Consider the following 26,676-nt stretch of genomic DNA (forward strand, 5'->3'; position numbering starts at 1 on the left):
AGGGTTATGGCTCGCGGTCAGGATGATGCCGCCTGCGGCTTTTTCCAGCGGTACGGCTATTTCTACCGTGGGTGTGGTACTCAGGCCGAGGTCTATCACATCAATGCCTAATCCTTGCAGGGTTCCGGTTACCAGGCTGCTTACCATCTCGCCCGAGATGCGGGCATCACGACCGATAACGATCTTATTGATGCCTGCCTTTTTTACCGCCCAGCAGCCATAAGCCGACGTGAATTTTACGATATCCAGCGGCGTTAGCCCCTCGCCGGCCATGCCGCCGATGGTGCCACGGATGCCGCTTATTGATTTGATCAGTGTCATGTTTCTTTCAGTTAATCTTCAAACTTCCATTTTACAAAGGCCTCAATAGCCTCATACTCTGCTAAGCCAAGCGCATTGTACAGACGGGCTGTTTCACCTGTTCTGTCCTCTGCCCTAACCCAAAATTCCCGCGCGTCATCCCCAGGGAATACAGGTAGATCCTTTTGCGATTGGTGTTTGAATATGGCCAGCCTTTTACGTTCAACCTCCTGCGGCGAAAGCGGTACAGCCATTTCTATCTCATGTATCTCAAACTCGTGCCAGGCACCACGATACAGCCACAACCAGCAGTACTTTGTCCACTCCTCGGTTTTGCGTAAACGGGTAAGTGCCTCAAGTATTATCTCAAAACATACCTTATGCGTACCATGCGGATCAGCAAAATCACCTGCGGCAAATATCTGGTGGGGCTTTACCTGCTGTAAAAGCTCCATGGTTTGCTGCACGTCATCCTCGTATGACACCACCTTTTCAAACTTACCACGATCGTAAAACGGCAGATCCATAAAATGGATATTCTCATCGCGCAAGCCTGATAAGCGGGCACCGGCAATGGCTTCACCTTTACGTATCAACCCTTTAATTGTACGTATCTCTTTTGGGTCGGATTGATTGGGTTTTTTGGTTTTGAAAAACTCGTTCATGGTGGCGTAAAGGTTAGTCAGATACGTTGTATCCTGCCCCTGTGCCTGCCCAAAATCCATAGCGAATTCCACATAACGCAACGCATCCTCATCCCAAACAGCCGTGTTGCCCGATGTTTGGTAGGCCACATGCACCTCATGTCCCTGATCGGCCAAACGAATAAACGTGCCACCCATCGAGATCACATCATCATCCGGATGCGGAGAAAACACGATAGAGCGCTTTACCTGCGGCAATGCACGCTCCGGCCGCTGACTATCATCCGCATTGAATTTACCGCCCGGCCAGCCGGTAATAGTATGCTGCAGTTTGTTAAAAACATTAATGTTAATGTTGTAAACCGGTCCGAAATCGGTAGCCAATTGTGCCATGCCGTTATTATTGTAATCAGCTTCGGTAAGTTTCAAAATAGGTTTATCCAAAGTTTTGGCCAGCCACACTACCGCTTTTTTGGTCAGCGAATCTGTCCATCGGCAATCTTTTACCAGCCAGGGTATATCAAAACGGGTAAGCTCAACCGCGGCATCCTCATCAATAACAAACTCCGCGTTGTTTGACATTTGCAGAAAAGTAGCCGGTACCTCATTTGAGATTGGCCCCTCAACCGCTTTTTTGATGATCGGGGCCTTTTTACCGTTCCATGCCAGCAGGATGATCTCTTTAGCCTTAAATATGGTACCGATGCCCATCGTGATGGCTTTTTTGGGCACGTTCTCCTTACCGCCGAAATCCTTGGAGGCATCACGACGGGTAAGATCATTTAAAGTAACCAGCCGTGTGCCCGAGTTTGGTGCCGAACCCGGTTCATTAAAGCCAATGTGACCAGTACGCCCGATACCCAACACCTGCAGATCAATACCACCATAGCTGTTTATCTTTTGTTCGTAAGCCAGGCAATATCCGGCAATATCTTCCTGTTTCAGCGTCCCGTCGGGAATGTTTACGTTGGCCATGTCAATATCCACATGATTGAACAACTGCTCCTTCATAAACCTTACATAGCTTTGCTCGGCGTCAGGTTGTATAGGGTAATATTCGTCGAGGTTAAAGGTGACCACATTCTTAAAGCTGAGTCCCTCCTCTTTATGCAGGCGCACCAGCTCCTTATATACCTTTACCGGTGAAGCGCCTGTAGCCAGGCCAAGCACAGCAGTTTCGCCTTTGGCTTGTTTATCTTTTATCAGTTGGGCTATGCGGCGGGCCACATCAATGCTGGCCTCGATATCGTCATTGTAAATTTTTACCGGGACCTTTTCGTAACGTGTTTCTTCTAACAAGTTTAATTTCAACATATTATATTTCTATTGTAAACTAAATAAGGCATAGCATTTTCTGTACCGTGCAGTAGCTTTTTTTGCCTGCCGGTAATTTATTGTTGCCTGTATTATTGGGGTGTTTATATATAAAACCCTTGCCGCCATTTAGGGCAACAAGGGTTTCAATTATGGTTTAAAAGCCACTATCATCAAGCGCGAAGGTGTTTTTACGATCCTTCCAGGTGCCTTTGGTAAAGTCAGGGAATACCTGCGGGGCATTGCCATCGGCTATTGATTTTTCAGATAGCGGGGTGATCACACTCATGGTCAGCGAGTCATAAATATCAATCGGGGTTTGCTTTTTCTGCTTAACAGCCTCGATAAAGGCATTAAACACAAACCAGTCCATACCGCCGTGGCCTGCGCCTTCGGCAAGGTGTTCGTATTTTTTCCAAAGCGGGTGATCGTACTTGGTAAACCATTCGCTCGCCTTATCCCACTGATCGTAATTTTTTGATTTACCCTCAATGTATACCGCATCGGCCACATCCATCCAGATGCCTTCGGTACCTTGCACGCGGAAACCTAATGAATATGGGCGTGGCAAATGCGTATCGTGCGATAGCACAACCGTTTCACCATTGGCACAATTTAATGTAGTAGTGATGATATCGCCGTTCTTGAATTTGATATCAGCGTTTTTATTTCCGGGAGAGATTTTTTTGATGTAAGCTGGCAAGCCCGGAGATTTTGACGCGAACGATACCAGGTTAGTAAAACGGTTACCGCGGTTTATGCCAATATAATTCATTACCGGGCCTGCGCCGTGAGTTGGGTAAATGTCCCCATTACGGTCGATATTGTACTGTGTACGCCATTGCGCTTCACCTACCGTCTGCGGACCGAACTCGGCGCCACCACCATAAAACTGCTTGCCATCGTTAAACAATACCTGGCGCAGATCGTGCTGGTAACCGCCCTCCAGGTGAACGATCTCGCCGAAAAGGTTTTGGCGAACCATATTCAGCGCGGCCATTACATCACGGCGGTAGCAAACGTTCTCCAGAGTCATGTAAGGTACTTTGGTTTCTTCATACACTTTCAGTATGTCCCAGTGATCCTGCAAAGTAATACCGGCTATCACCTCGCAACCTACATATTTACCACTGCGCATAGCATCAATAGCCTGATCCTTATGGAACTGCCACGGCGTAGCGATGATCACGCCGTCAATATCTTTTCTCGCGATGAGTTTTTTGTAAGCATCCACACCGCCGGTATATTCGGCAGGCAGTTTCTTTTTGGCCTTAACAAATTGTTCGCGGCAATATTTAAGTGAGCTCTCCTGCGTGTCGCAAATGGCTACTATCTCCACATCATCGCGAAGCAAACCCTCGCTAATGTGGTTACGGCCACGAAGGCCAACACCTATGTAACCAAGGCGAACTTTATCCTTAGCTTTACCGAATAACATACCTGAAGGCAAAATTGTTAACCCTGCTAATCCGACAGCGGTATTCTTAACAAAATCTCTGCGATCCATAATTTTTAGTTTTTATTGAGTTGATTTGATTTTTAAGTTGTCGGGCAATCCTATTTTGTGCCCCTTTACGGCATAAAGCCATATCAGTAAATAAATTGGTACTAATATAATGTAGGCGTGTTGCGGGTTAAATGAATCGGACAAGGCACCGTAAATTAACGGAATAACCGCACCACCCGAAATACCCATAACCAGCATTGATGCGCCTGTTTTGGTGAACTTGCCTAAGCCCGCCAATGCCATTGGCCATATTGCAGGCCATACCAGCGAGTTAGCCAAACCTAACAAAGCTATCATTAAAACAGAGGTAAAACCACTGGTAACCAAAGCTAATATTGAGAATATCAAACCCAGGATGCCGCTACCTTTCATGGCTGTTTCCTGGCTAAAATATTTTGGTATGCAGAATATACCTATAAGGTAACCCACTATCATACAAACCAAAGTACAAGTAGTAAAAAATTTAGCTGAGCTAAGAGCTATGCCTTGCGCGGCACCATAGTTAATAACCGTATCACCGGCAATTACTTCGGCACCTACATATAAAAACAAGGTTAATGCGCCCAGTAATAAATGCGGGAACTGGAATATGCTTGTTTTGGTTGTGGCTGTTTGCGTTTCAACAACGTCTGCATCATCCTTTTTATCACTGTCAATTTCGGGAAGGCTTGAGTAGTATATAAAGCCAGCCAAAATAACTAACACGATAACGATGATGACGTAAGGCATAATCACTCTTGATGCCAGTTCGTTCAGTTGGATAACCTTTTCGTCAATTGACATTTTTTCTAAACGCTCTTTCAAACCATCAGCATCCTTCAATGCAACAGCTCCCAAAACTATCGGGGCTATGGCACCGGCAAGCTTGTTACAGATACCCATAATACTGATACGTTTAGCAGCACTTTCAGGCGGGCCTAAGATGGTGATGTAAGGGTTTGATGCTGTTTGCAGTAAAGCTAAACCTGTACCCTGTACAAAAAGGCCGAACAGGAACAAGCTGTACTGACGGGTAAGTGCCGCCGGTATGAACAACAGTGCACCAACTGCTATCACGACCAACCCCGCTGCCATACCTTTTTTGTAACCGGTTATATTTAATATCCGGGCTGATGGCGCTGCCATTAAGAAATAGGCAATGTAAAAGCAAAAAGCTACTAAATAAGCTTCGAGGTTATTTAGCTCACAAGCCAGTTTAAGATATGGTATCAATACCGAATTTAACCAGGTAATAAACCCGAAAATAAAGAACAGGATACCAATAAGGAAAATGGGGTTAAGTTTTGAAGTTTTTGTTGGAGAATTTTCTGTTGAAATCATCTTGCTTAAATGTTTTAGTGGCCCTTAATCTACAGAAAATGTTTCACTTAGTGTAAACAATACACGTTTAAAATATTCACTCCGGTGAAAGTTGGGTTCAATCGATTGAATTTGCGACCAGCATAGATGATGTGGCTGATCCAGATCATCGCCACACTTGTACGCGTTTATCCTTGCCTTACAGCACGATAGCTTTAACAGCGGGTGGTATTTGAACACGCTTAATGGTACAGCTAATGTTAACTCCCACGCTATGCCGCCATTGGGTACTCCACGTAAAATTGTTACATGTTTTATTTGGCTGAGCAGGCTTGCGGGTAAAAACTCCCGGTCGGTACGATTGCTACCATACTGCCCAAGACAAGTGCCGGCGCAATTAAATTCCAGGTTGTAGTATTTTACATCATCATCAAAAGCAATGAAAAACTCTACGCAACTATCCTTATAAACCGGTTCGTTAGGGCGATAGCAGGTTGCTTTTACAGCCGGTTCGGTAATGTAATATTTTATATAGAGGTGATCATCACCATAAGCCAGACTAAACGCCGCCGACACATTTGGTATGCTTTCGCTCCAAAGTGCGGGCGCAAGCGTATGTTTTTGTTGAGCATCCAGCATAGCCGAAACATCATCCATAAACAAATGCTCACTCATAGCGCCTGGCGGTATATATGATATGTTCACCTCGCTCATACCCTTAGTTTTGCACTGAGCTAAAATTCTCCATTTGTTTAATGATGGTAGCATGTAAGGCTTCCTTATCGGCATACAACATCTCGAACAAGCGTAGTTGAGCTTTGGCCCTTTGCAGGTTATGGCCCTCAAACTTTATTTTGAAATAGGTATCGCCATTAATATGATCGGTTAAAAACCTTACTGCCTGCATGTATGGCAGTAACAATACACCCATAATCAGCGAGTTCACCTCGGCCTCAGTTAAAAACGTACCCGCCGCGAACAGATACCCCTGCGTGTAAGCATTGAACAGCGGAATGTTCAACTGTATCTTATCCAGATTGGCCTCATCCTCAACCGTGGTATTAATAATGGTGCGTATAGCATCCCCAAAATCATATGCCACATAGCCGGGCATAACCGTATCCAGATCGATAACGCATTGTGCTTCGTCATTACTGTTAAGTAGTACATTGTTAAACTTGGTATCGTTATGGGTTACACGCTTGGGTAATATGGCCTGTTGTTCCGGTTTTTGAAAATACTGCATAGCGGCAGAATGCCCTGCGATGTAATCCAACTGTGTTTTAACACTTGCCGCCCTACCCTTTAAATCTTGTTCGATAGCTAACTGTAAGGCTGCCAGGCGGGTTGTTATGTTATGAAAATCGGAAATTACCTCAAAAAGGGCATCGGGATCAAGATCGGCCAGCATACACTGGAATTTACCGAATGCCTTGCCCCCTTCATAAGCCTGCTTTTCGGTTTCAACCACATCGTAGCTTTTGGTATCACTCAAAAAGTAACACATGCGCCAGTAATTGCCCAACTTATCCTGATAGTAATATTTTCCGTCGCGACCTGGTATCAACGTCATCACCTCCTTATCGGCATTCGCCGGATCAACCGCGTTCACCTTGGCTTTCAGGTGATCTATCACCAGGCACATATTATCGGTAAGTGCAGGCACGTTGGTAAATATGTGGTGATTAATGCGCTGCAACAGATAATCATTGCCACCTGCGTGCAGGTTCTTTAAAAAATAGGTGTCATTAATATGCCCCGACCCAAAATTAGCCAGAGAAGCCGTGTCGGCCGCGCAATTAAAGTTCGACACGATCTCTGATATATTCTCTACGCTTTGCACTCTGTATATTATTAAACTTAAAACTTTGTTGTTTGGTTGCCAATGCGTGCTGTGTTTCCAAATCCATTAACACAGCAGCATGGCAACTAACCCAGAAAAATAAACACTTACTATAAACTGATTATTTTTAATCTCGTTAAAACATCACGTTAGTTTACCTTAACGCTATGGTTCAACTTATTATAACCTGTTGATGCCTCCCAAACATCATTATTAGCCAGGCGGATGCTGTATTCAGGCTTGCTTGCCAAACTTGCATATTCATCGGGCAGGTTAAGTAGCATTTCATAATCGCCGGCAGGCATATCATCAGGTATCTTAATGCTTTCCTCTATCTTGTTAACGCCTGAATACCATTTACGAACATCTGATGCAAGATCGAACGACCTAACCTCATTGGTTTGCTTGTTGCGCAGTACCAGTTTGGCGGTACGTTTGTTAAACGGCGAAGCATAACCCACATTTTTTAGATTGAGTACAATACTCATGCTTGTACCATGTACCACATTATCAGGCAGTACGGCGGTTTGCAGTACAAAACGGTAGCCAAGGTTACGCTTGATGTTATCCATACAGCCACCACTTTGCCAGTCGTTATTTACATCGTTATTGTAATGGCCATTAAGGTAACTATAGTGCATGCTGGCAAATTCCTCCTGCGCTTTACCGGCAGGTTCGCAATCGTTGGTCGGACTATAACCATCTGAACAGGTTTCGCCACCTACGGCTACGTATTTGCTATCGGCCTTTAAATAATCTCGCAATACATTTACCACCGAACCACCTGATACACGGGGTGATGAGCTGTTGCCATAATCTTCGTAAGTACCAAAATCGTTAGAGCTGGCCAAAAAACAATCGTTATGGAAACCTATGCGGGCAATATCAGCCGTGGTAAAGGCCGTGCCGTCAGCCAGCGCGGCTGACGTGATAGGCGCGTTAACACCATACAAAAAGCGTTGTTTTATCTGCGGATAACGCACCTGTACCATACGATCGGTTGGTACAGCGTCAAGCATGGCGCGTAATACTTCGGCACGGTCAAGCCAGTTTTGGTCGAGCAGTTTGTTCTCCTGTCCGCCATTGGTTGAGGCATCGCCAAAGAAATCGCTGTAATATTGCTCGCCCCAAGTGCCTATAAAGCCTAACTGCACCGCTGCTATAACATCGGCATTAGCTTGCAACACGGGTTTTAATTGCGCGATGTGGCCCAATATGATACTCTTAGGCGCATCGCCATACGGCGGACAAATAAATCCTTCGGGGCAACTGCCTGCTGTTTGGCGTACAGTGTAGACAAACCTCGGGATCAGCTTTACCCCCGCTGTTCGCGCGACAACCATATCCTTTTCAATATTGGTTAAAAACGATGCGGGTATTGGTGTTGAGGTAACATTATCCAATATATAATACCTGAATACCAATGTGCTGTAAACTGAATACGTTGCGCCTTGTACAGTTTGCTCGCTACGGTAGCTTTTCAATTCATCAGCATCAAGCAAACTAAAATTGCTGGCATGAGTTTCTGAATAGCGGTAAAAGCCACGCTCAGGGTTCGGAAAATCATCATTACTTTCGGTGTACGTAACGTTGATCTTTTCAACCTGTACCAGTTTCCTGTCGTTATCCTTACAAGCCTGCATTATTGACAATGCCGCAAAAGAGAAGCACAGACAAAAATTATTGAGTTTAAATTTCATTATGTTTAAAATTGATCAGAGTTTAAAAAATATCTTTTGTTTATAAAGCCAATAGCATAAGCCCCACTCGGCCGCCCACACCGCTAATGCAGATACCAGCGCGGCAGCATGTTCGGACGTATTAAAAAACTGCTGTAGCATTCCCCCGGTAAAAATGTGTATCGCGCCATTAACCCATTGCATACCTACGGTTTCAAAAAACAGGTAGATGAATATGGCATTCATGCCCATTACGGTGAATATCCAGGCATGTTTAACATTTTGCTTAACATCAACCAGCCAGTAAATAGCTGCCAGTATAAGCAGCACCCACCCTGCCGATGCCAAAGCGAACGAACTTGTGCTAATGCGTTTAATGATCGGCGTTATGCCGCTCCAGTCAAGTCCGAAACCTAATACCAGAGCAACAACACCGGCAATAACTAATGCTTTTATTTTTTGTGCCGATGATTGGCCGGATACCAATAACCTGCCTGCCAGCACTCCCCAAATGGTATGTGTAGCCGTCGGGATAATGTTGATGGCCACCCAACCGTCGCTGTTTATTTTACCCATCAGCACAGTATCAATGTAAGCGCCAAAATTATGGTACTCCACAAATGGCTGATCAAAACCCGGCATCAACACAGTACGATATAGAACCTCGGTAAGCAACAATAGCATTACCGATACCACTAACTGATAAGTGAATGAGCGGTTAATGATGAGGTAAGCGATGATACTGGTGAATGATAATTGCGTTAACACATTCCATAATTCCCAAACCATTTTACCGGCGTAAACGCAATGCAATGCCGTGCCACATATAAACAGCTTTAGGCTGCGCCAAAGCACATGCTTCAGGTTTTCGTTCCAGCTTAAGCCCTTTGCCAGCTTACGACTGTATGATATATACATAGCCGCACCTGCCATAAACATAAAGGCGGGTTGCACCAGATCCCAAAACCGCAGGCCATGCCATGGGTGATGAAAAAACTGATTGACAATGGCGGCAAAAGGCTGCGCGGGTTGCAGTTCGCTTAAGGCCATAAATACATGGCAACTCTCGGCGCAAAGCAACAGCATGATCACGCCACGCATCACATCTAAGGATATAACACGTCCTGCAACAACCTGATTTGCTGTATTGGTAGTCATTATAATAGTATTGATTTACAGTTTATGTGTGGAATATTTTAAGATCATAAACCTTATTCGCTCATATCCAGCAGGAAGCTCGCGCTGCCATCATCGGGCGCGCTGCCCAATACTACCGACCAATCGTTCTTAATCGCTTGTATGGCTATACGCAAGCCGTTACCTGTTAAGCCTTTAAGCTTGCCACGGGCAATGCGCATTTCAAACATAACATTGGCGCCGCTTTCAACTATGGTACCCACCTGGTAAGCCTCGGCTATGCTTTGCTGCGCGAAGCTAAAATCGGCCTGGTTAGCGCTGTTGTGGTAAAATATATCCACCCCATTAGTAAGCAACTGGCCTTCGAGCAATATATCATAACCTCCCTCGGTAAAGGTCCCGGTTGCTAAACCTGTTGAGGCATTATTGTCTGAATCCATATAAAAGTCGAAGATATCGCCATTGGCTTTTTTGCCTACCATGTTAACATACACGTACACATAGTTACCATCGTAATCCATTTTAACCTCGTTAAAAACACCTTTGCGTGCACCCAAGGTAATAGCGGTGCTAACTTCGGCCCAGTCGTCCAGCGTGTTATCGTTTATTTTAACCGGTGTTGTTTTGGCTATGCGTAACACGGTTGATGCCTCAGCCTCTTTACCGTTAACAGTAGCGTAAAGCGTTGGCACGTATTTACCCTTACCCGGATAAGCGTGTGTAGGGTTAGCATCAGTTGAGCTTTCGCCATCGCCAAAATCCCAGCGGTAACCGCTTACACCTTCGGTTTTTACGGTGAATGTAGCCTCGTTACCTTCAACGGTTACATCGTATAAAAGGTCGGTCTTTATCTCGGTGCTATCCTTTTTACATGAGCTTGCCACGCTCATAGCCAGCACGCTCAGTAAACATATATAGGTTTTAATATTTTTCATATCACTTGTTCTGTTTAAGTAATTACAGTTTATTGATAGTTACAATTATGGGTTTTGTGTTGCCTGCGGATTGCTCAGCACCTCATCAACCGGAATATAATAGATGATGCGGTTGCTGGTGTAAGGCACGGTCATGTTTGGGTAACCGCTTGGTGTACGGCTAAGGTCAATATCGGTTTCCTTAAGCCCGGCCAGGTGATAGCCCCAGTAAGTTTTATTAAGTGTGCGCTTGTTACGGAAAACATCATAAGTACGATGACCTTCAAAGGCCAGTTCTATGCGGCGTTCTTCCAGCACGGCATCAAGCGCGGTATAGCCTGATGGTAATGTTCCTGCATATAATGATCCTGACAGACCGCGGTTTTTACGTATCTCATCAACATCATTAAGCGCTGCCGAGGTTTGGTTAAGTTTGGCTTCGGCCTCTGCCTTGTTCAAATACATTTCAGAAAGACGGAACATTATAGGCGAGCTCAAGTTTGGAGAACCACCCTGGAATGAGAACTTGCTGATATAATACATTTCGATGCCGTTCTTTTTCTGCACCGTGCCGGTACCATCGGTTGATGGAACAATGTACGACCAACGCACATCCTCTGTATGTTTTGACATCAGTGTACGTAATGATGATGAGGCATACTCCTCCCCCCAGCCCGAGTTACCATCAGAGTAGATCATAGAGGCGATAGAACCGAATTTGCCGTAATCATCAGCAGCGGTAAAGGCTACACAAAATATGGTTTCGCTACCTGCGGTAGCGTTAGCGAACAAGCTTGGGTAAGTGGTTGCTGTAGTCAACGTAAACCTGCCTGAATTGATCACCTGGTTGGCGTAATCAATAGCTTTTTGGTTATCCTCTTTATACAAATTAACGCGTGATAGTAATGCCCACGCAGCTTCTTTCGATGCATATTGCACACCACGGTTCTGCGTCATTAATGTAGCGGCTTTCTCGGCATCGGCAATAACTGATGTATATACCTCACCTACTGTTGAGCGGGCTTTCTTGGCTTCGTCGGTTAACGACGTACGCAGAATAATGCCCGGCGCGTTAGGATCAACACTGTAAGGTTTACCAAACAGGCGCACCAGGTTAAAGTGGCAAAATGCGCGTAAAAAGTAACATTCACCTAAAAGCTGTTGCTTGGCGGCATCCTGATCGCCTGATTTTTCAACCGCGTCAATAACCGTATTAACGCCTGAAATGATCTTGTACGATACATACCAAAAGTAACGGGTATTACCCTGCGATGGCGCATGGCCCAGGCTAAAGCTGTAAAACAATGGGTCGGTAGTTACCTGGCCGCACACTATGTCATCGCTCGCAAAGTCAGACAGGTGATAGTACTGTCGCAGGTACATATTATTCTGATCAATAGTTCCATTAAAGGTGATATGGTCTTTGAACAATGCGTAAGCACCATTCAAGGCGTTGGTTAAACCCGCGGTTGTGGTCACCAGTGTTTCGGTACTGATGGCATCTGTAGGCGCGACGGTCAGATCCTTACAACTGCTTGCTGCCAGCAGCAACAGCACAAATATGGATGATATCTTCTTTTTCATGTTCTGAATATTTTTAACCGGTTACCGGCCGTTGCTTTATTAAAAGTTGAAGTTAACGGTGAACAAATACTGCCTGTTGTTAGGATACTTAAAATCCGACACGCCCGGTGTTGCAAAGCTGCCCGGAGTAATGGTAGTTTGCGGGTCCTGACCCAGGAAGTTGGAGAACGTGGCCACATTGTCGGCTGTTAAGCCTACGGTAATGCTTTCAAAGTTCAATTTTTTAGCGAATGCCGATGGCAAGGTGTAATTGAAAGCTATGTTACGTATGGTAAAGTAGCTGCCGTTCTTCAAATAACGTGTTGATGTTTCGGTTGAGTTAGCCGAGTTTTGCGGACTTGGCTCGGTAGCTTCTGTATCGCCGGGGCCGGTCCATACCCTGGCATCATCAGGTAACTTTATCTGATTGTAATATGGCTCATGTCCATCATTCATCATAAAACGTAAGTTATTGCTGAACACTTTGTTACCGTAGTTAAAATACGTATTTATACGCAAACCAAAGCTTTTGTAGCGGAAACTATTGTTAAACCCACCCTGAAACTTAGGTAGCGCCGAACCAACTTCCTGAATGGTAGCCTCAGCATAGTTTGAAGTCTTTTCGCTGGCTACTGCTTCACCTGCATCATTGTAAACCAGTTTCTCCCAAACAGGGGCGCCGGTTTGCGCGTCAACACCTAACCATTTAGGCATATAAAACTCGTACAGGTTGCCGCCGTTGCGATATATCTGTGATATGCTCCACGATCCGGTTTTAACGATATCAGCCGGCAGGCCATATATTTTATTGTTATTAAAGTTGATGTTAAAATCGCTTACCCACTCAAAATTCTTGTTGGTGATGTTGGTTGTGTTCAGGCCTATCTCAATACCTTTATTAATTACATTACCTGCATTTTCCCAGCGAGTTTCAAAACCTACTGACAGTGGTTGCGATACTTGTAACAGCAGGTTTTTGGTATCGTTACGGTAAGCATCAACCGTTAAGTTTATGCGTTTAAACAGGCTGATATCAAAACCAACGTTAGTTTGATGTTTAGCTTCCCAGGTTAGCAGCGGATTGGCTAATTGGTATGGCACCGCGCCTGTTAACGAGTTGTATTGTGTTGTTAACGAGAACAAACCCAGGTAACGGGTAGCGCCAATATCCTGCGTACCGGTAACACCGTAGCTGGCACGTAACTTCAGATTATTAATGGCGTCATTATTCTTCAGGAATTCCTCGTTGGTGATGATCCACGCGCCTGATACTGACGGGAACGAACCATATTGTTTGCTTGTAGGAAATGCCGATGAACCATCCACCCTGAATGAGCCTGATAATGTATATCGGCCTTTGTAGGTATAGTTAACCTGCGACAGGAATGAGCGCAACTCAGTATTCAGATTATAGCCGTTAACCAGCTGTGTGTTTGATACTACATTCAACACCTTCAAGCCTTCAGGCAATCCCCTGCCCGATCCGCCTGAGTATTCGGTCTTGCCGCCCTCGAAGATCACACCGGCCAAACCACTCAAAGCATGGTCGCCCATCTCGAAGTTGAACTTTAACAGGTTATTTGATATACCGCCATAATTCAATGTATTCAACTCGTCAATATAACCATCACCGTGGTAAGTACCTGCCGCCAATGGCGATACATAGTTAACGCCCTTATTAAATGCTGCCGATACCCGGTTGGTGCTACTAAATGTTAACCAGTCGGTTATACGGTAGTTCAGCATAAAATCATAGTTCACATCAAAACCTTTGTAAGTATGATCCGAGTTTTTGATGGTGTGAATCGGGTTGATCTTATCGCGCGACCACCATTTAAATGGTGATGTACCATCCACATAAACCGGGTTGCCGTTGGCATCGTACGGGTTATCCCAAGGCATGTTCAGGAATGAATAGTACATATCCATATAATCGTAACTACGCCCGGTTGATGCACTTATGTTAACATTGTTGGTTATATCAAGCCTTTTTGAAAAATGATAGGTTGAATTGGCACGCAGGTTTACACGCTGGTAATTAGTATTCATAAACGTACCCTTTTCATTGTAGTACGATGCGCCTACATAGTAAGAGTTCTTTTCGGTTTGGCCGCTTGCCGCTAAGTACACATTATACATTGGTGCCGCCTTGAACGACTCCTTAGCCCAATCGTAATCCTGATTGCGCAGCTCCAGCGGGCGCTCGGCGTAAAATTTAACCAGGTCAATTTTATATGAGTTATCGGTAGCGCCTACAATGTAATCGCGGTAAAATTCCTTTTGATAATCGTAAAGTTCATTGCTGTTCATTAGGTTCATCTTACCAAAATCGGCCGTACGGAAACCCGAAGTAATCTTAGCCTCAAAGCGGGTTTTACCGGCCTTTGCACTTTTTGTTGTTACGATGATGACACCCGCGTTAGCCTGTGAACCATATAATGCTGTTGATGCCGCATCCTTCAATACGGTAACTGATTCCACATCGTTCGGATCATAATTACCGCCGATGATACCATCAACCACATAAAGCGGACTTTGGTTAGCATTAACTGATGATACACCACGCAGCCTGATCTCGGGTTGTGAACCCGGCGCGCCTGAGCTGTTTACCACCTGCAAACCGGCAACCTTACCTTGTAACATGGTACCCACGTTGTTGGCGGTAACGTCCTTCAGCTTTTCGGCCGATACAACGGTTACGGCACTGGTAAGTTCACTTTGCTTTTTGCTGCTGTAACCTACCACTACCACATCGTTTAACTGGGTAATGTTTTCTGATAAAAAGATCGATATGTCTTTTTGCCCGGCGGTAACCTCAACCTCCTTATTCAAAAACCCCATTGAGGTAATTACCAATGTAGCTTTTTGTGTTGGGATGCTAATGCTGAATGAACCATCGGCCTGCGAGGATGTACCAATGGTGGTACCTTTAACGGTAATGGCCGCGCCCGGGAGCGGCTGCTGATCGGTGCCGGAAGTGATCTTACCTGACACCGGCTGATTTTGCGAAAATGCCCTCGCAAAAACCATCAGGCAACAAAACAGGAGTACAACTTTTTTCATATAATGTTAAGTAGGGTTAAATAAACAGTTAGTACATTGTTAATTGGAATAGTTTAAAGTTGGAGCAAAAAAGGCATTAAAAAAACCTGCACAGGGCTGCACAGGCTTTATTTTATTTACGCAAACGTTTGTGTTGACTACGCAAACGTTTGTGTAATTTTTGCATAAGACAGAATATTAGTTGCTTTTATTTGCAGATATTAAAATTTTAGCGCTGTTTAGCACACAAAAAATACAATACAAGAACAAAAAACAAAAGCCAAAACACCTACTATCCATAAAATACTATTAAATTCCAAGCATCAAAATGGCATAAACCGGAATAAGGTCAGACTTATTGTAAAAACAACACTATGATTTTATGCTAAAACGAAATTTTAGCATCAGGGAGGCTTAATTAAATCAATAATTTACTATTTCAGAATCAATAATCTGTTGCAAATAGTCAATTTCGGTACTTTCTCCTTTATTATTGGCATCAATGAGCTTAAAAAGAAAGTCGGTAGCAATGGAAGCTTGTTTATAAGAGAACTGCTCTATTGAAGCCAGTGGCCGGGTATCCATATACTCCCAGATAGGCAGGTTGGCAAAGCTGATGAAACTGATATCCTTGTTTACCTCTAAACCTGCGGCCTTAACAGTAGCGATACAATCAAGCAGTACATAATCGTTAAAAACCATTACCGCGGTGGGTATTTCCTCCTGGTCAATAAGTTTTTTGATAGCCTTTACGTTATCCTCCTTACTTAAAGTGGTTGAGGCAATAATATCGTAGTTAATAGGTAGGTTATTTTCTTTCAGGCATTTAAAATATATCTCGAGCCTTTGCAAAGTGGCAGCCATTTTAGCCGGGCCGTTGATCAAGCCTATCTTTTTATGCCCGGCATCAACAAAACGGCTTATAGCCTGCAACATACCCGAATGCAGGTTACATGATACAAAATGTATATCTTTTTTCTGTGGTACACGATCGAAGAATACGATCGGGATGTTGTATTTCTTCAGGTTATCAAAATGCTCGTAAGTGGATGTTTCCTTAGTGAGCGATACCAGTATACCATCTACACGATGATCTTTCATGTTCTCTACTATACGCTGTTCACGCTCAAAACTATCTAAGGATTGACCAATGATCACGTTGTAGTTGAACTGACCGGCAAAATCCTCCACCCCACAAAGGGCTGATGAAAAGAAAGGCTCTGCCAAACTGGGGATGATAACGCCAATGGTATATGTTTTACGTTCCTTAAAATATATTGCCGATTTATTTACCTCATACCCCAGTTCTTTGGCTACCTTATGCACACGCATGGTGGTTACCAAACCAATACTCGGATGATCGTGCAAAGCGCGTGACACCGTTGAAACGGACACGTTAAGCTTCTTAGCGATCTCTTTTATAGTAGGTAACTTATTATTCTGCATACTTAAGGTGGTTATCTCTGTAGCAAATACATCAATAGGTTTAACAGCACTATTATAGTAAAAAAATGTAACACTTGCTTTTTATCCAGTTAATAATAAGCCATCCGTACTTAAAAAATCAAAAAACATACAGCACAAAAAAGCCGCCCCGTAAAGGGCGGCTTAGCAATTTATTGGGGTATTTCTATTAATTTGAAATTACGGTTACATCGCTACCGGTTTCAATTTCGGTAAGCGCTGTACTGCCCGACATGACGAATACCGATATACCACGCGGAGTGATCCATGTTTTTGTTTCGGCATCAAAATTACCACCCAGTTTCATAAACACACCCTGATCGGCAGGCGATACGTGAGGTATTACATATTGGTTAGTACCCTGGTAGAAGAATGGCTGCTCCGCCCCTGCTTCGTCAACAAAGTTATAGTGATCATTTTTAGGTACCCGGTAACCTTTGTTTGTGGTTGCGTTGTACATGGTGGTTTTACCTGTACCGCCAAAGAACACCACATCAACCGGCACCGATTGCTCGGTTACATTAATGCCTTTAAATATAGCTATACCACCAGCGTTACCACTATTTGGTAATAAACCGCTGCTTGCGCTACCAAAACCGTCGCCATCATTGGTTACATAAGCAATGGCGCTTATCCATTTGGCATCGCTAATGTCAGTAGTATTGGCACCATTTATTTTTTTATTGCTACCACCTACATAAAAGAAATCACCTTTTTTAACCTGGCCAAATGTTAGGTTAAATTTATAGGTACGACCGCCACCGGTTGCCCAGCCGCCACCAGGTGCATCACCTGCGTTTGGTTGTGCTGCACCCGCGTTAGTACAAGTAACTACCGCCATTGGTGTAACAGAGAAGTCAATGTTTTGCGTGGCCCTGAACTGGAAGTATTCGTAGTTGCCATCACCACCCTTAGCATCATTAACAAAACCTGTAATTACTACCGGCATTTCTTCTAATTCAGGCGCGTTAGGATCGGCAGGCTGGGTTATATCGCTGATGTCCGAAAACTTACGCGGCCAAACCTGGTAAGCCGATGCTGAGTCGGCAGTATTGTTAACCACTAATATACCGGCAACAGTAGCACCGGCTGGTAAAAACTCATCGGCGAATTGCGCGGTTGGTTCGGTGTGCATAATAACGCTATCAGCACCATTAACCAGGTAGCTGTTGCCTGCAAATTTTGTTTGTCCTAAAATCGGCGCAGGCGATACTGTAGCCGATTTAATGCTTACCAATGTACTCTCATAATCATCCGGCTTAGTTTTAATAGAGTAGCTTGATACCTGTTGTACACTAACATCATTATCGTTAGATACGGTAGTGATATTGGCCGGTGTTACGCCAACTATTTGCAACGAGCCGTTAACACGCTTTAGAGTGGTGCCCTCAACATTAACAACAATACTATCGCCTGATTTAAATGTAGCGGCAGCATCGCCAATAGGTATTTGAATACCACGGATAGCCTTACGGCGATTGTTTTGTACTACCAAAACGCCTTGCGGTACGTTACCCGAATCGGGCATGGAAATAACTTTACCCGTTATTTGGTAAGCGCCCAGCATGTTATCCTTTGTTAGGGTAACATCCGCACCTTTGTGTATAGCACGCAGATCAACCAGGGCGATGATAGGACTAAGTTCACCATCGGCAAAATCCTGCTTTTTACAGGCGCTAAAAAACAGCGCCGATAAAATTGTAATTAATAAAAATATCTTAGTTTTCATGTGAATGATATTTGATCGTATTTTATTGAATTATGGTTTTTGCCACCAAACCTGTGTACTGATAACATCGGCACCCTGAGCGGCAACCGCTGCACGATAGTTTTCGCTATTAGCGGCCTGTACATAAACCGGATAATTTAAGCGGGCCGGCATAACACCACCATTGTCAAGCCCTGAACCTTTTGGCAAAACGGGGTGGCCGGTGCGGCGGTACTCAAACCACGATTGCATATCGGTAAAGAATAATGAGTAATACTTTTGCTTGTGTATCAGCTCCATTTTTTGATCGAGCGTATAGCTATCATCCCACTTAATTAATGTATAATTCATGTAGTTTGATGGCACTGTGTACCCCCACATGGTAATGGCAGCTGTTATACCATCCTGATAATATTGTTGCGCTGGTTTTGAGGTGATCCAACCTTTTGCGGCTGCTTCGGCAAGGGTAAACTGCACTTCGGCATAGTTTAACATATTACCTAACAATGGCTCTTTTTGCAAAGTTGTTGGCAAGGTTGATTTAGCAACCGGAACCTGCCCTACCGGGTAACCACTTGGAATACCGGCATACTCCCCATCAAATACTGTAGCCCACTTGCCTACGCGCGGATCGCTCCATTCGTTCAAATTATCAACAAAGAAACTTGCCAGTTTTGGTGTATACCAGTCGGCAGGGCGCCAGGTTGAGAACGGCGATACATAAGGTGCTGTACCTGTCCATTTTAAAATGGCCGACTCGGCATTGCTGGTCATGATAGGATAATTAGTGGCGCTTACATCAACCATATCCTTTATCTTATCAATAGCAGCTTGGTCTTTAGCCGAAACACGCATAAGCAAACGCAGATATAATGAGTTACCAAACTTGCGCCAGTTGGCGGCAACGCCACCAAATATCGGGTCGCTGGTATTAACTACGTTTGTACCTGTTTTTAAAAGCTCGTTAGCTTGTTCAAGGCGGGCGAATATATCGGCATATATCTCTTGCTGGGTATCGAATTTCGGTAAAAACAGACCCTCTTTAGCCCGATTTGATTCAAAATAAGGCACATCACCATAAGTATCAGTAAGCATAGAGTATACCCACGATTGGCATATAAGCGATATAGCCATATAGGTATTGCTCAGGTTATCCTGCCCGCCGGTATATATATCCTTAAAGTTAGTGAGCTGCAAATACCAGGCATTCCATAAATAATCGGCCTCGGCAGCGCGTACTTCGTAACGGAATATCTTACCATCTGTATCGCCCATATTTACGGTGATCTGCATTAACTCATTGGTTATACGCTGGCTGCGGCTCATGTTGGCGCTTACCACATCATTGATAGCAGGAGCCAGTAATGATTGCGGCAGGGCGAATGAGCTGCTGTTTGGATCGGTATTGATCTCCTGAAAATTACGGGTACATGATGCGCTGAATAATGATAATGATAGCGCCACTCCCCAAATAATATATTTCTTTTTCATTGCTGTAATGTTAAAATGCTAAGGTTACGTTCATACCAAATGTGCGGGTTGAAGGTAGCTGGCCTAACTCAAAGCCACGGTTTATGTCGGCCCCGCTAAGGGTACCAAATTCCGGGTCGAATGCCGGCCAATCGCTGAATATGAGCAGGTCACGACCGTATACACCTACAACCGCGCGCCTCATGCCTATCTTTTTAGCAACTTTGGCAGGCAAGGTATAGTCAATACGCGCTTCTCGTAGTTTTAAGTAATCGGTTGAGTATGTTGTACCTTCCACGTTATCACGACCGGCGTGGGCATTGTGGTATGTAGTAATATTTTCGGCAATTACCGTGTTAGGGCTATAGCTGCCATCGGCATTACGTACCACACCATTACCTATTATACCATTGTAGCGGCCCGGCAATGTATTGGTTGTTTTACCTTGCTCGGTAAGTACCGCGCTGGTTAGTGAGTAACCTACGGCACCCGTTTGAGCATCAAACAAGAAACTTAAACTAAACTGATTGTAACGGAACTCATTTTGCAAGCTCGCCCTGAATTTCGGCATTGTATTACCCAGGTATTTTAAGTCGGTACCTAAAACCGGATAACCGTTTTCATAAACTATCTGCCCGTCAGGCGAGCGTTCATAACCACGACCGTAGAAATCGCCCATACTGCCACCAACCTTGGCTATGATGGCTCCGCGGCTACCGGGGCCGTTTTGCAGGGTAAGCTCAGGTATACTATCCAACAGCTGTAATACCTCGTTACGGTTAGCGGTGAATGTACCGTTAATGTTCCACGTAAAGCCATTTTTAACCTTGAACGGAGTACCGTTAACCGCCAGCTCGATACCCCTGTTACGTATACGCCCGGCGTTAACCAATATGGTTGATACACCTGTTGACCTATCCGGAATTGAATTCAGGTGCTGATCTTTGGTATCAGCAGTGTATAATGATAAATCAAAACCTAAACGATTTTTAAAGAATTTGGCCTCGATACCGGCCTCGTATGATATGGTGCGCAGTGGCCTTAAATTAAGGTTAGCTAACGACGAAGGATTTTCGAGCGCGCCACCCGGATAGGTAGGCAACGGCTGATAGTTGTATGATGTACGATAAGGGATCAATGAACCGCTACCGGTAGATGATGCCGATCCGCGTACTTTAAAGTAATCTACAAATGAAGGGAATTTAAACACCTCGGTAGGTATAAAACTCATGTTGATACCCGGATAAAAGAATGATACATTATCCGTTCCGTACGGGGTTGCCAAAACGCTGTTCCAGTCGTTACGGGCAGTAAGGTCAACAAAAAGGTAGTCTTTATAGCTTGCAGTAAGTAAGCCGTAAAAGCTATTAATACTGTATTTGCTTTTGTATGGATATGCTGCAAGTACACCCGCGGTATTTGCCAGTTTATATATACCAGGGTAAGCCAATGAATCGGCACGCAACTCATCGCGGCTATAGGTATTACTTAATGTACTACCACCTGCTGTTGCCGATATTTCAAAATCCTTGTTGATCTTTTTATTGTAGCGTAACAAGAAATCGGCAGTTACCTCCTGCGAGAAGATGTTTTGCGTGCGGTACATACCTTTTCTGAATTTCTCAGTATCCCAAGGGCGTTGCTGGGTTCGCTGATCGTAACCAAAATCAAGCGAGGTACGTACCATCATGCTTAATTCCTTAGTAAAATTATAGGTGGCCTGTATGTTGCCTGTAACACCATGACGATTCATGGTATTCAGCATCTGCTGTGTAATAAGATACGGATTATCCGGAAAGCTACTGAATGGATAACTTTGCTGAATATTCTCGCGACCAGGCAACCAGTAATCTTTAAGCCAGTCAATATTAGCGTTCGGCTCCCAAAACATATACCAGTACATAATAGACTGATTGTTGTAACCAACCGATGGCAGGTTATCGCTCTTTTTATTGGTATAATTAACTTTAGCAGCTATCTGGAACTTATCACTCATTTTTTGATTGATGGATAAAGCCACCGTATTACGATCGTAACCTGTATTAGGTATTATCCATGAGTTTTTTACGTTAGTTGCCGAAAAGCGGGCTGTGGTTTTATCATTACCACCATCAACCGTAACCGAGTTGGTATAGGTTTTACCGGTTTCAAAAAAGTTGCGTATATCATTAACATAAGGTACCCATGGTGTGCGTGTGGTTGCTTTGGTATGCGTAACCGGATCGTACTGATAGAACATTTGCCCATCAAACTTAGGCCCCCAGGCTGAGCTGGTGCTGCGTGTGCTGGCACCATCTTCTGACGCGTTGTACGAATAGTAATTAGCTCCATCAACACCCTGACCGTACTCGTATTGCAGATCGGGCCAGCGGTTAATGCTTTCCATCGCGAAGTTTGAGTTGATGGTGACATTTACACCCTTATTACGTGCCGAGCCTGCTTTTGTAGTGATGATGATAGCACCATTAGCGCCACGCTGACCATAAAGCGCCGAAGCGTTAGAACCTTTTAACACGGTGATATTCTCAATATCCGATGGGTTGATGTCATTTAATCCCGAACCAAAATCCACCGGGGTTTCATCGGCCAGGTATGAACTTGCTCCATAACCTGTAGCACGACCGCTACCGTTGTTGATCACCACACCATCAACCACAATCAGGGCTTCGTTCTCGCCGGTAAGGTTATTCTCGCCACGTAAAATAATTTTGTTTGAACCGGTTGGGCCACCGTTTGAGCGTAACAGGTTTAAACCTGCAACCTTGCCCGATAACGCGTCCGTCCAGTTATTTGACGGGGCATTGGCAATATCCTCACCTTGTATAACTGTAGCGGCATAGCCTAACGCTTTTTCTTCGCGTTTTATGCCTAAAGCAGTTACCACAACCTCGTTCAATGAAGTATTCGCTGTAGCCAGTTTTATCTTTACATTGTTATCAGCGTTTTGATAACGGGCAGTGAACGTATCAAAACCTATCATGGCGAAGCTTACAGGCGCACCTGATGTTATACGTATGGTAAACTGACCATCAGCATTAGTACTGCCTAATGATTTTTTAGCGATGTTGGTAATAGTTACACCCGCTAATGGCAAACCATCATCGGCCGAGGTAACTGTACCGCTCACAATAAAAGCATCAACCTTTTTAAATACCAGGTTGCCGCCAATATTGCGTATGCCTACACCTGCCTGCTGCTCTATCTCGGTGATTAGTTGGCCAAGTGTTAGATCAGTTGATGAAAGATTGATCTTTCCGGCAGTATTTACATCAGCATCATATGATACCTTGTAATTATATACCGATTGCAGGCGATCGATTATACTTGAAATAGTAACCTGCTTACTATTGAATTTGAGCTGCCTCATTTGCGCATGCAGCGGCAAAGCAAACATGCAGCACAATATGGCACATAAGTAATTCCGAACTTTTTTGTGTAAAAATTTTCGATACATGATTAATGATTAGTAAAAAATAATCGTTTGTGGATTTTTGTATTTGTAGTGTATTCCGGTAGCGTAGTTTAAGCCTTCGAGCAGTTTATCCAGACCGTTATCCTGCATTTCGCCGCTAAACAGGCTGTACTTTTTATCCGCCGATGGCTCTACCTCTATTTTGATATGGTAATATTGCTCCAGCTTGTTCGCTATTTGCGAGGCATTACTCTTGCTGAAATAAAGTGTTCCATTAAGCAGACTTTCAGCTTCCTGCACGTTTACAGCCTGTTTTTGAGCTGTATGCGCGGTCAAATTGTAATTCAACTGCTCACCCGCCTTAATAAAATAAGTGCGCTTACCCTCAACAAAACCTACTAAACCTGTGGCTACCTTGATATGCTCTGACACGCCTTTGTGCGAGTAAACATTAAATGATGTACCCAGCACGTTAACCTGTAGATTGTTAGCTGTACGTACTATGAATGATCTTTTAGCATCGTGCTTAACATCAAAGAATGCTTCGCCATGCAGGCGTACTTCGCGTTTTGCTTCACCGTAGGCATTGCTTACCTCTAATGCGGCATCAGGGCCTAAATAAACTTGCGTACCATCGGGCAAGGCCACTTTTTTGCGCAATGGCGATTTTTTTATTAATGTATAATTGCTATCATAAGCCTCCTTTTTACGTTGTAATGAGTACCAGGTAAAACAGCAAACCAATACTAATGAGGCTGCCACCCCGGCCCACGCGTATAACCTCGATACTTTAGTTTGCTTAATCTGCTTTGGGCCGGCATACATTTTATCGAGTAGCTTAACCCACTCGGTATGTATAACCTCATCTTTAACCGGCTCGTTAGCTTTTTGGCTACGCTCCTGTAAGTGTTGCAGCAGCAACTTATTTTCAGGTCGCTCGCCAAGCCATGTTTCCACCTCGGCGTTTTCGGCCTCTGTAGTTTCTTTGTTCAGGTATTTTATAAGTATCTCCCAGTTCACTGCGATCTTTTTATACATAAGAGAGCGGGAGTTCCCCTTTCCACTGAAAGAAATAGTTAAGCGTTTATGAAGTAATTGTTAAGAGCCACCAAAAACAGGAAAAGCTGCCCTGCTAAGCAGAAACAGCCCTCCATCAAGTGAAAAATCTTAATTATACCAGATCCATATCCTGGGTATATTTATTACCGAAACGGTCAGTTGCCGTTACGGTTATCTTTTTTGCTCCTGCCGATGGTTTAGCAAAAAACAGGTGATCGGTCAGGGTTGGATCAACCCATTTATGTTTTTTTGGTAGCTGGTCGCCTTTGTAAAGCTCAACCGTCCACGGGTCATAATCAATACGTTGCTCCATGTTGCCTTTAAGCACACCGTCCTCATACCATTGCACGGTCCATTTGCTATCCCAGTTCCAAACGTTGGCTACTACTTCGTCAGGCGCGGTTTGCAGGTAGCCTTTTTTGTATATTTTAAGCTGATAATCTTTCGGCTTGCCGGTTGATTTATAATACCAGCTGATATCGCCACCCTTAACTTCATAAACCGCATACCCCGATGGCGCTCCATCGCTACAGATAGGGCCCGTCCACCATGCACCGCAAACGGTACCGTGTACGTGTTCTATCATATTACGGTCTTCCCATTTCTCGTTCATGTGCGTATGGCCCGACATGATGTGAACTTTATATGGCGCTAATATTTTATATAACTGCTCACGGTTTGATACCACACCACCCAGTTCATCATCCTTAGCATTGGTGCGGCGTTTAACACCGGTATTAGTAGGTATGTGTAATGATACCACCACAGTTGTACCCGGCTTAACGTGCGATAGATCCTGCTCCAGCCATTGCAACTGTGTTTCGGTTAAGTAACCTATGTAGCGTTTGGCTGTGCCGATAAAAAACACATCATCTAAAACCACATAATGCACCTGCCCACGATTATATGAATAGTAAGTAGGCCCAAAATTCTTTTTAAAGGTTTGTGCCGAAAAATCATCCGTACGGGCATCCAGATCCATATCATGGTTACCTATCAAGTTAAAGAATGGCAGGCCAGACATACCTATGGCTTTTTTATAATCCTCATAAAGCTCAAAGTGATCCCACACTAAATCGCCGCAGCCAATGCCGTGCATTAGCGTACCGGCCGGGTACGATGCTACCAGATCACGCAGATCAGGAGCGGTTGTTTCGAGCATTATGGCTGCATCCTTTTTAGAGATAATTTGCGGATCGGCCCAAACTACGAAAGTGTGGTTGATATCTTCTTTTTCAAGACGGGTTAAACTGAAATCGGCCTTAAATACGCTTTGGTTATTATCTATCTGCTTAAAAAACTGGGTGATGCTTTTTTCATGAGGAAAAGCGTAACCGGCGGGCAAACTGATGTAAACAAACTGCGCTGTTTTGTTGCTTAGTATTTGGTAATTGCCACCCTTATCGGTAAGTACAATGTTAATACCATCGGTAACGGCTACATTGGCTAACCCCTGCCCGTTGCTAAGCACTCGGCCTTTAAGGGTAATGTTGGCAATATCAACTTTTTCGGAAGCGGCAACAACCGGTTCGGCATTGATAACCGCTGGCATGCTTAGCATAGCGCCGGTTAATCCCAGGCCTTTAATAAAATCTCTTCTGTTCGACATATGTTTTATTACAAGATATCTTTTAAGAAAAGGGCAAAGACTTACCTGTTTCCCCCGAAAAAAATCGTTAAATAAATGTTAACATTATATTAACCAGCAGAAGCCCGCCGGCAATAGTAGCACGGTCGTAATTTTCATGACGCATGTAGTAGCCTAATTGCTCGATGGCTTCGCGCATATGATATTCTATCTTCTTTTCGGTAACATCGAGCACCTTGGCTATTTCGTGATTCTTTAACCCGGTAAGGCGCAGTTGGATGATCTCCTTACGCATGGCAGGTAATTTATTAATCATCCGCTCAACAATTTTCACCGACTCCTTGGCTACCAAACGCTCAAACGGACTAAATGCCTGTTCGCTGATATTCCAGCAATCTTCGGTTAATTCATCAGTTTGCTTTGATGAGAGCACTTTTAAGGCGCCATTACGTGCCGCGCGAAAAAGATATGCCCTGATGTTTGTTATCTGAAGGTTATCTCTCTGCATCCACAGGTTAAGAAACATGTCCGACAGCACGTCCTTTGCCTCGTCGTCATCTTTAACCATGGTATGGACGTACCTGAACAGGGACGAGTAATGTTCCCTGAAAATTACTTCAAGGTTATGGAGGGTGTTTATTTGAACTTCGCTTACCGTATGCATGCCGGTTGCAAAATTAATCGCCATCGGGCGGTCGGCAGACATCCACGCTATTAACTTTATGTTAATTCT

General features: G+C 44.2%; 17 protein-coding genes and 1 pseudogene. All 18 read right to left on the reverse strand.

Features of this window, described 5'->3' with window-relative positions:
- Positions 1-321 (reverse strand): annotated as a pseudogene (locus IM792_RS16865) (phosphoglucosamine mutase); the annotation flags it as partial.
- An 11-nt stretch (positions 322-332) separates the two neighbouring features.
- Complete coding sequence (gene nagB / locus IM792_RS16870) at positions 333-2,258, reverse strand: glucosamine-6-phosphate deaminase (protein WP_194103076.1); 1,926 nt, start codon at positions 2,256-2,258, stop codon at positions 333-335.
- A 157-nt stretch (positions 2,259-2,415) separates the two neighbouring features.
- Positions 2,416-3,765, reverse strand: a complete 1,350-nt coding sequence (locus IM792_RS16875) for a Gfo/Idh/MocA family oxidoreductase (RefSeq protein WP_194103077.1) — start codon at positions 3,763-3,765, stop codon at positions 2,416-2,418.
- A gap of 12 nt (positions 3,766-3,777) precedes the next feature.
- The gene (locus tag IM792_RS16880; RefSeq protein ID WP_194103078.1) at positions 3,778-5,085 is read right to left on the reverse strand and encodes a sugar MFS transporter; all 1,308 of its coding nucleotides are present in this window, start codon (positions 5,083-5,085) and stop codon (positions 3,778-3,780) included.
- Positions 5,086-5,109: 24 nt separating this feature from the next.
- Complete coding sequence (locus tag IM792_RS16885; RefSeq protein ID WP_194103079.1) at positions 5,110-5,778, reverse strand: carbohydrate-binding family 9-like protein; 669 nt, start codon at positions 5,776-5,778, stop codon at positions 5,110-5,112.
- 4 nt (positions 5,779-5,782) lie between these two features.
- Positions 5,783-6,907, reverse strand: coding sequence for an aminoglycoside phosphotransferase family protein (locus tag IM792_RS16890; RefSeq protein ID WP_194103080.1), 1,125 nt, complete (start codon positions 6,905-6,907; stop codon positions 5,783-5,785).
- Positions 6,908-7,056: 149 nt separating this feature from the next.
- Complete coding sequence (locus IM792_RS16895; RefSeq protein WP_194103081.1) at positions 7,057-8,607, reverse strand: DUF4832 domain-containing protein; 1,551 nt, start codon at positions 8,605-8,607, stop codon at positions 7,057-7,059.
- Positions 8,608-8,622: 15 nt separating this feature from the next.
- A complete protein-coding gene (locus IM792_RS16900) occupies positions 8,623-9,744 on the reverse strand; it encodes a DUF5009 domain-containing protein (RefSeq protein WP_194103082.1) in 1,122 nt (373 codons plus the stop codon).
- 53 nt (positions 9,745-9,797) lie between these two features.
- Entirely contained in the window at positions 9,798-10,658 is an 861-nt protein-coding gene (locus IM792_RS16905) for a PKD domain-containing protein (RefSeq protein WP_194103083.1), read from the reverse strand.
- A gap of 45 nt (positions 10,659-10,703) precedes the next feature.
- Positions 10,704-12,221: a RagB/SusD family nutrient uptake outer membrane protein gene (locus IM792_RS16910; RefSeq protein ID WP_194103084.1), complete on the reverse strand. Its 1,518-nt coding sequence runs from the start codon at positions 12,219-12,221 to the stop codon at positions 10,704-10,706.
- Between the two features lie 39 nt (positions 12,222-12,260).
- A complete protein-coding gene (locus IM792_RS16915) occupies positions 12,261-15,263 on the reverse strand; it encodes a SusC/RagA family TonB-linked outer membrane protein (RefSeq protein WP_194103085.1) in 3,003 nt (1,000 codons plus the stop codon).
- A gap of 402 nt (positions 15,264-15,665) precedes the next feature.
- The gene (locus IM792_RS16920) at positions 15,666-16,688 is read right to left on the reverse strand and encodes a LacI family DNA-binding transcriptional regulator (protein ID WP_194103086.1); all 1,023 of its coding nucleotides are present in this window, start codon (positions 16,686-16,688) and stop codon (positions 15,666-15,668) included.
- A 187-nt stretch (positions 16,689-16,875) separates the two neighbouring features.
- On the reverse strand, positions 16,876-18,435 hold the full coding sequence (locus tag IM792_RS16925) for a DUF5689 domain-containing protein (RefSeq protein WP_194103087.1): 1,560 nt from the start codon (positions 18,433-18,435) through the stop codon (positions 16,876-16,878).
- Between the two features lie 30 nt (positions 18,436-18,465).
- Positions 18,466-19,905, reverse strand: coding sequence for a SusD/RagB family nutrient-binding outer membrane lipoprotein (locus tag IM792_RS16930; protein WP_194103088.1), 1,440 nt, complete (start codon positions 19,903-19,905; stop codon positions 18,466-18,468).
- A gap of 10 nt (positions 19,906-19,915) precedes the next feature.
- The gene (locus IM792_RS16935; RefSeq protein WP_228085207.1) at positions 19,916-23,278 is read right to left on the reverse strand and encodes a SusC/RagA family TonB-linked outer membrane protein; all 3,363 of its coding nucleotides are present in this window, start codon (positions 23,276-23,278) and stop codon (positions 19,916-19,918) included.
- A 69-nt stretch (positions 23,279-23,347) separates the two neighbouring features.
- Positions 23,348-24,334 carry a FecR family protein gene (locus IM792_RS16940; RefSeq protein ID WP_194103089.1) on the reverse strand — a complete coding sequence of 329 codons (987 nt, stop codon included), beginning with the start codon at positions 24,332-24,334 and terminating at the stop codon, positions 23,348-23,350.
- 133 nt (positions 24,335-24,467) lie between these two features.
- A complete protein-coding gene (locus tag IM792_RS16945) occupies positions 24,468-25,964 on the reverse strand; it encodes a calcineurin-like phosphoesterase family protein (protein ID WP_194103090.1) in 1,497 nt (498 codons plus the stop codon).
- Positions 25,965-26,031: 67 nt separating this feature from the next.
- Positions 26,032-26,607 carry a sigma-70 family RNA polymerase sigma factor gene (locus tag IM792_RS16950; RefSeq protein ID WP_194103091.1) on the reverse strand — a complete coding sequence of 192 codons (576 nt, stop codon included), beginning with the start codon at positions 26,605-26,607 and terminating at the stop codon, positions 26,032-26,034.
- Positions 26,608-26,676: the final 69 nt, after the last annotated feature.

Source organism: Mucilaginibacter sp. JRF, assembly GCF_015223065.1.
Taxonomy (GTDB): domain Bacteria; phylum Bacteroidota; class Bacteroidia; order Sphingobacteriales; family Sphingobacteriaceae; genus Mucilaginibacter.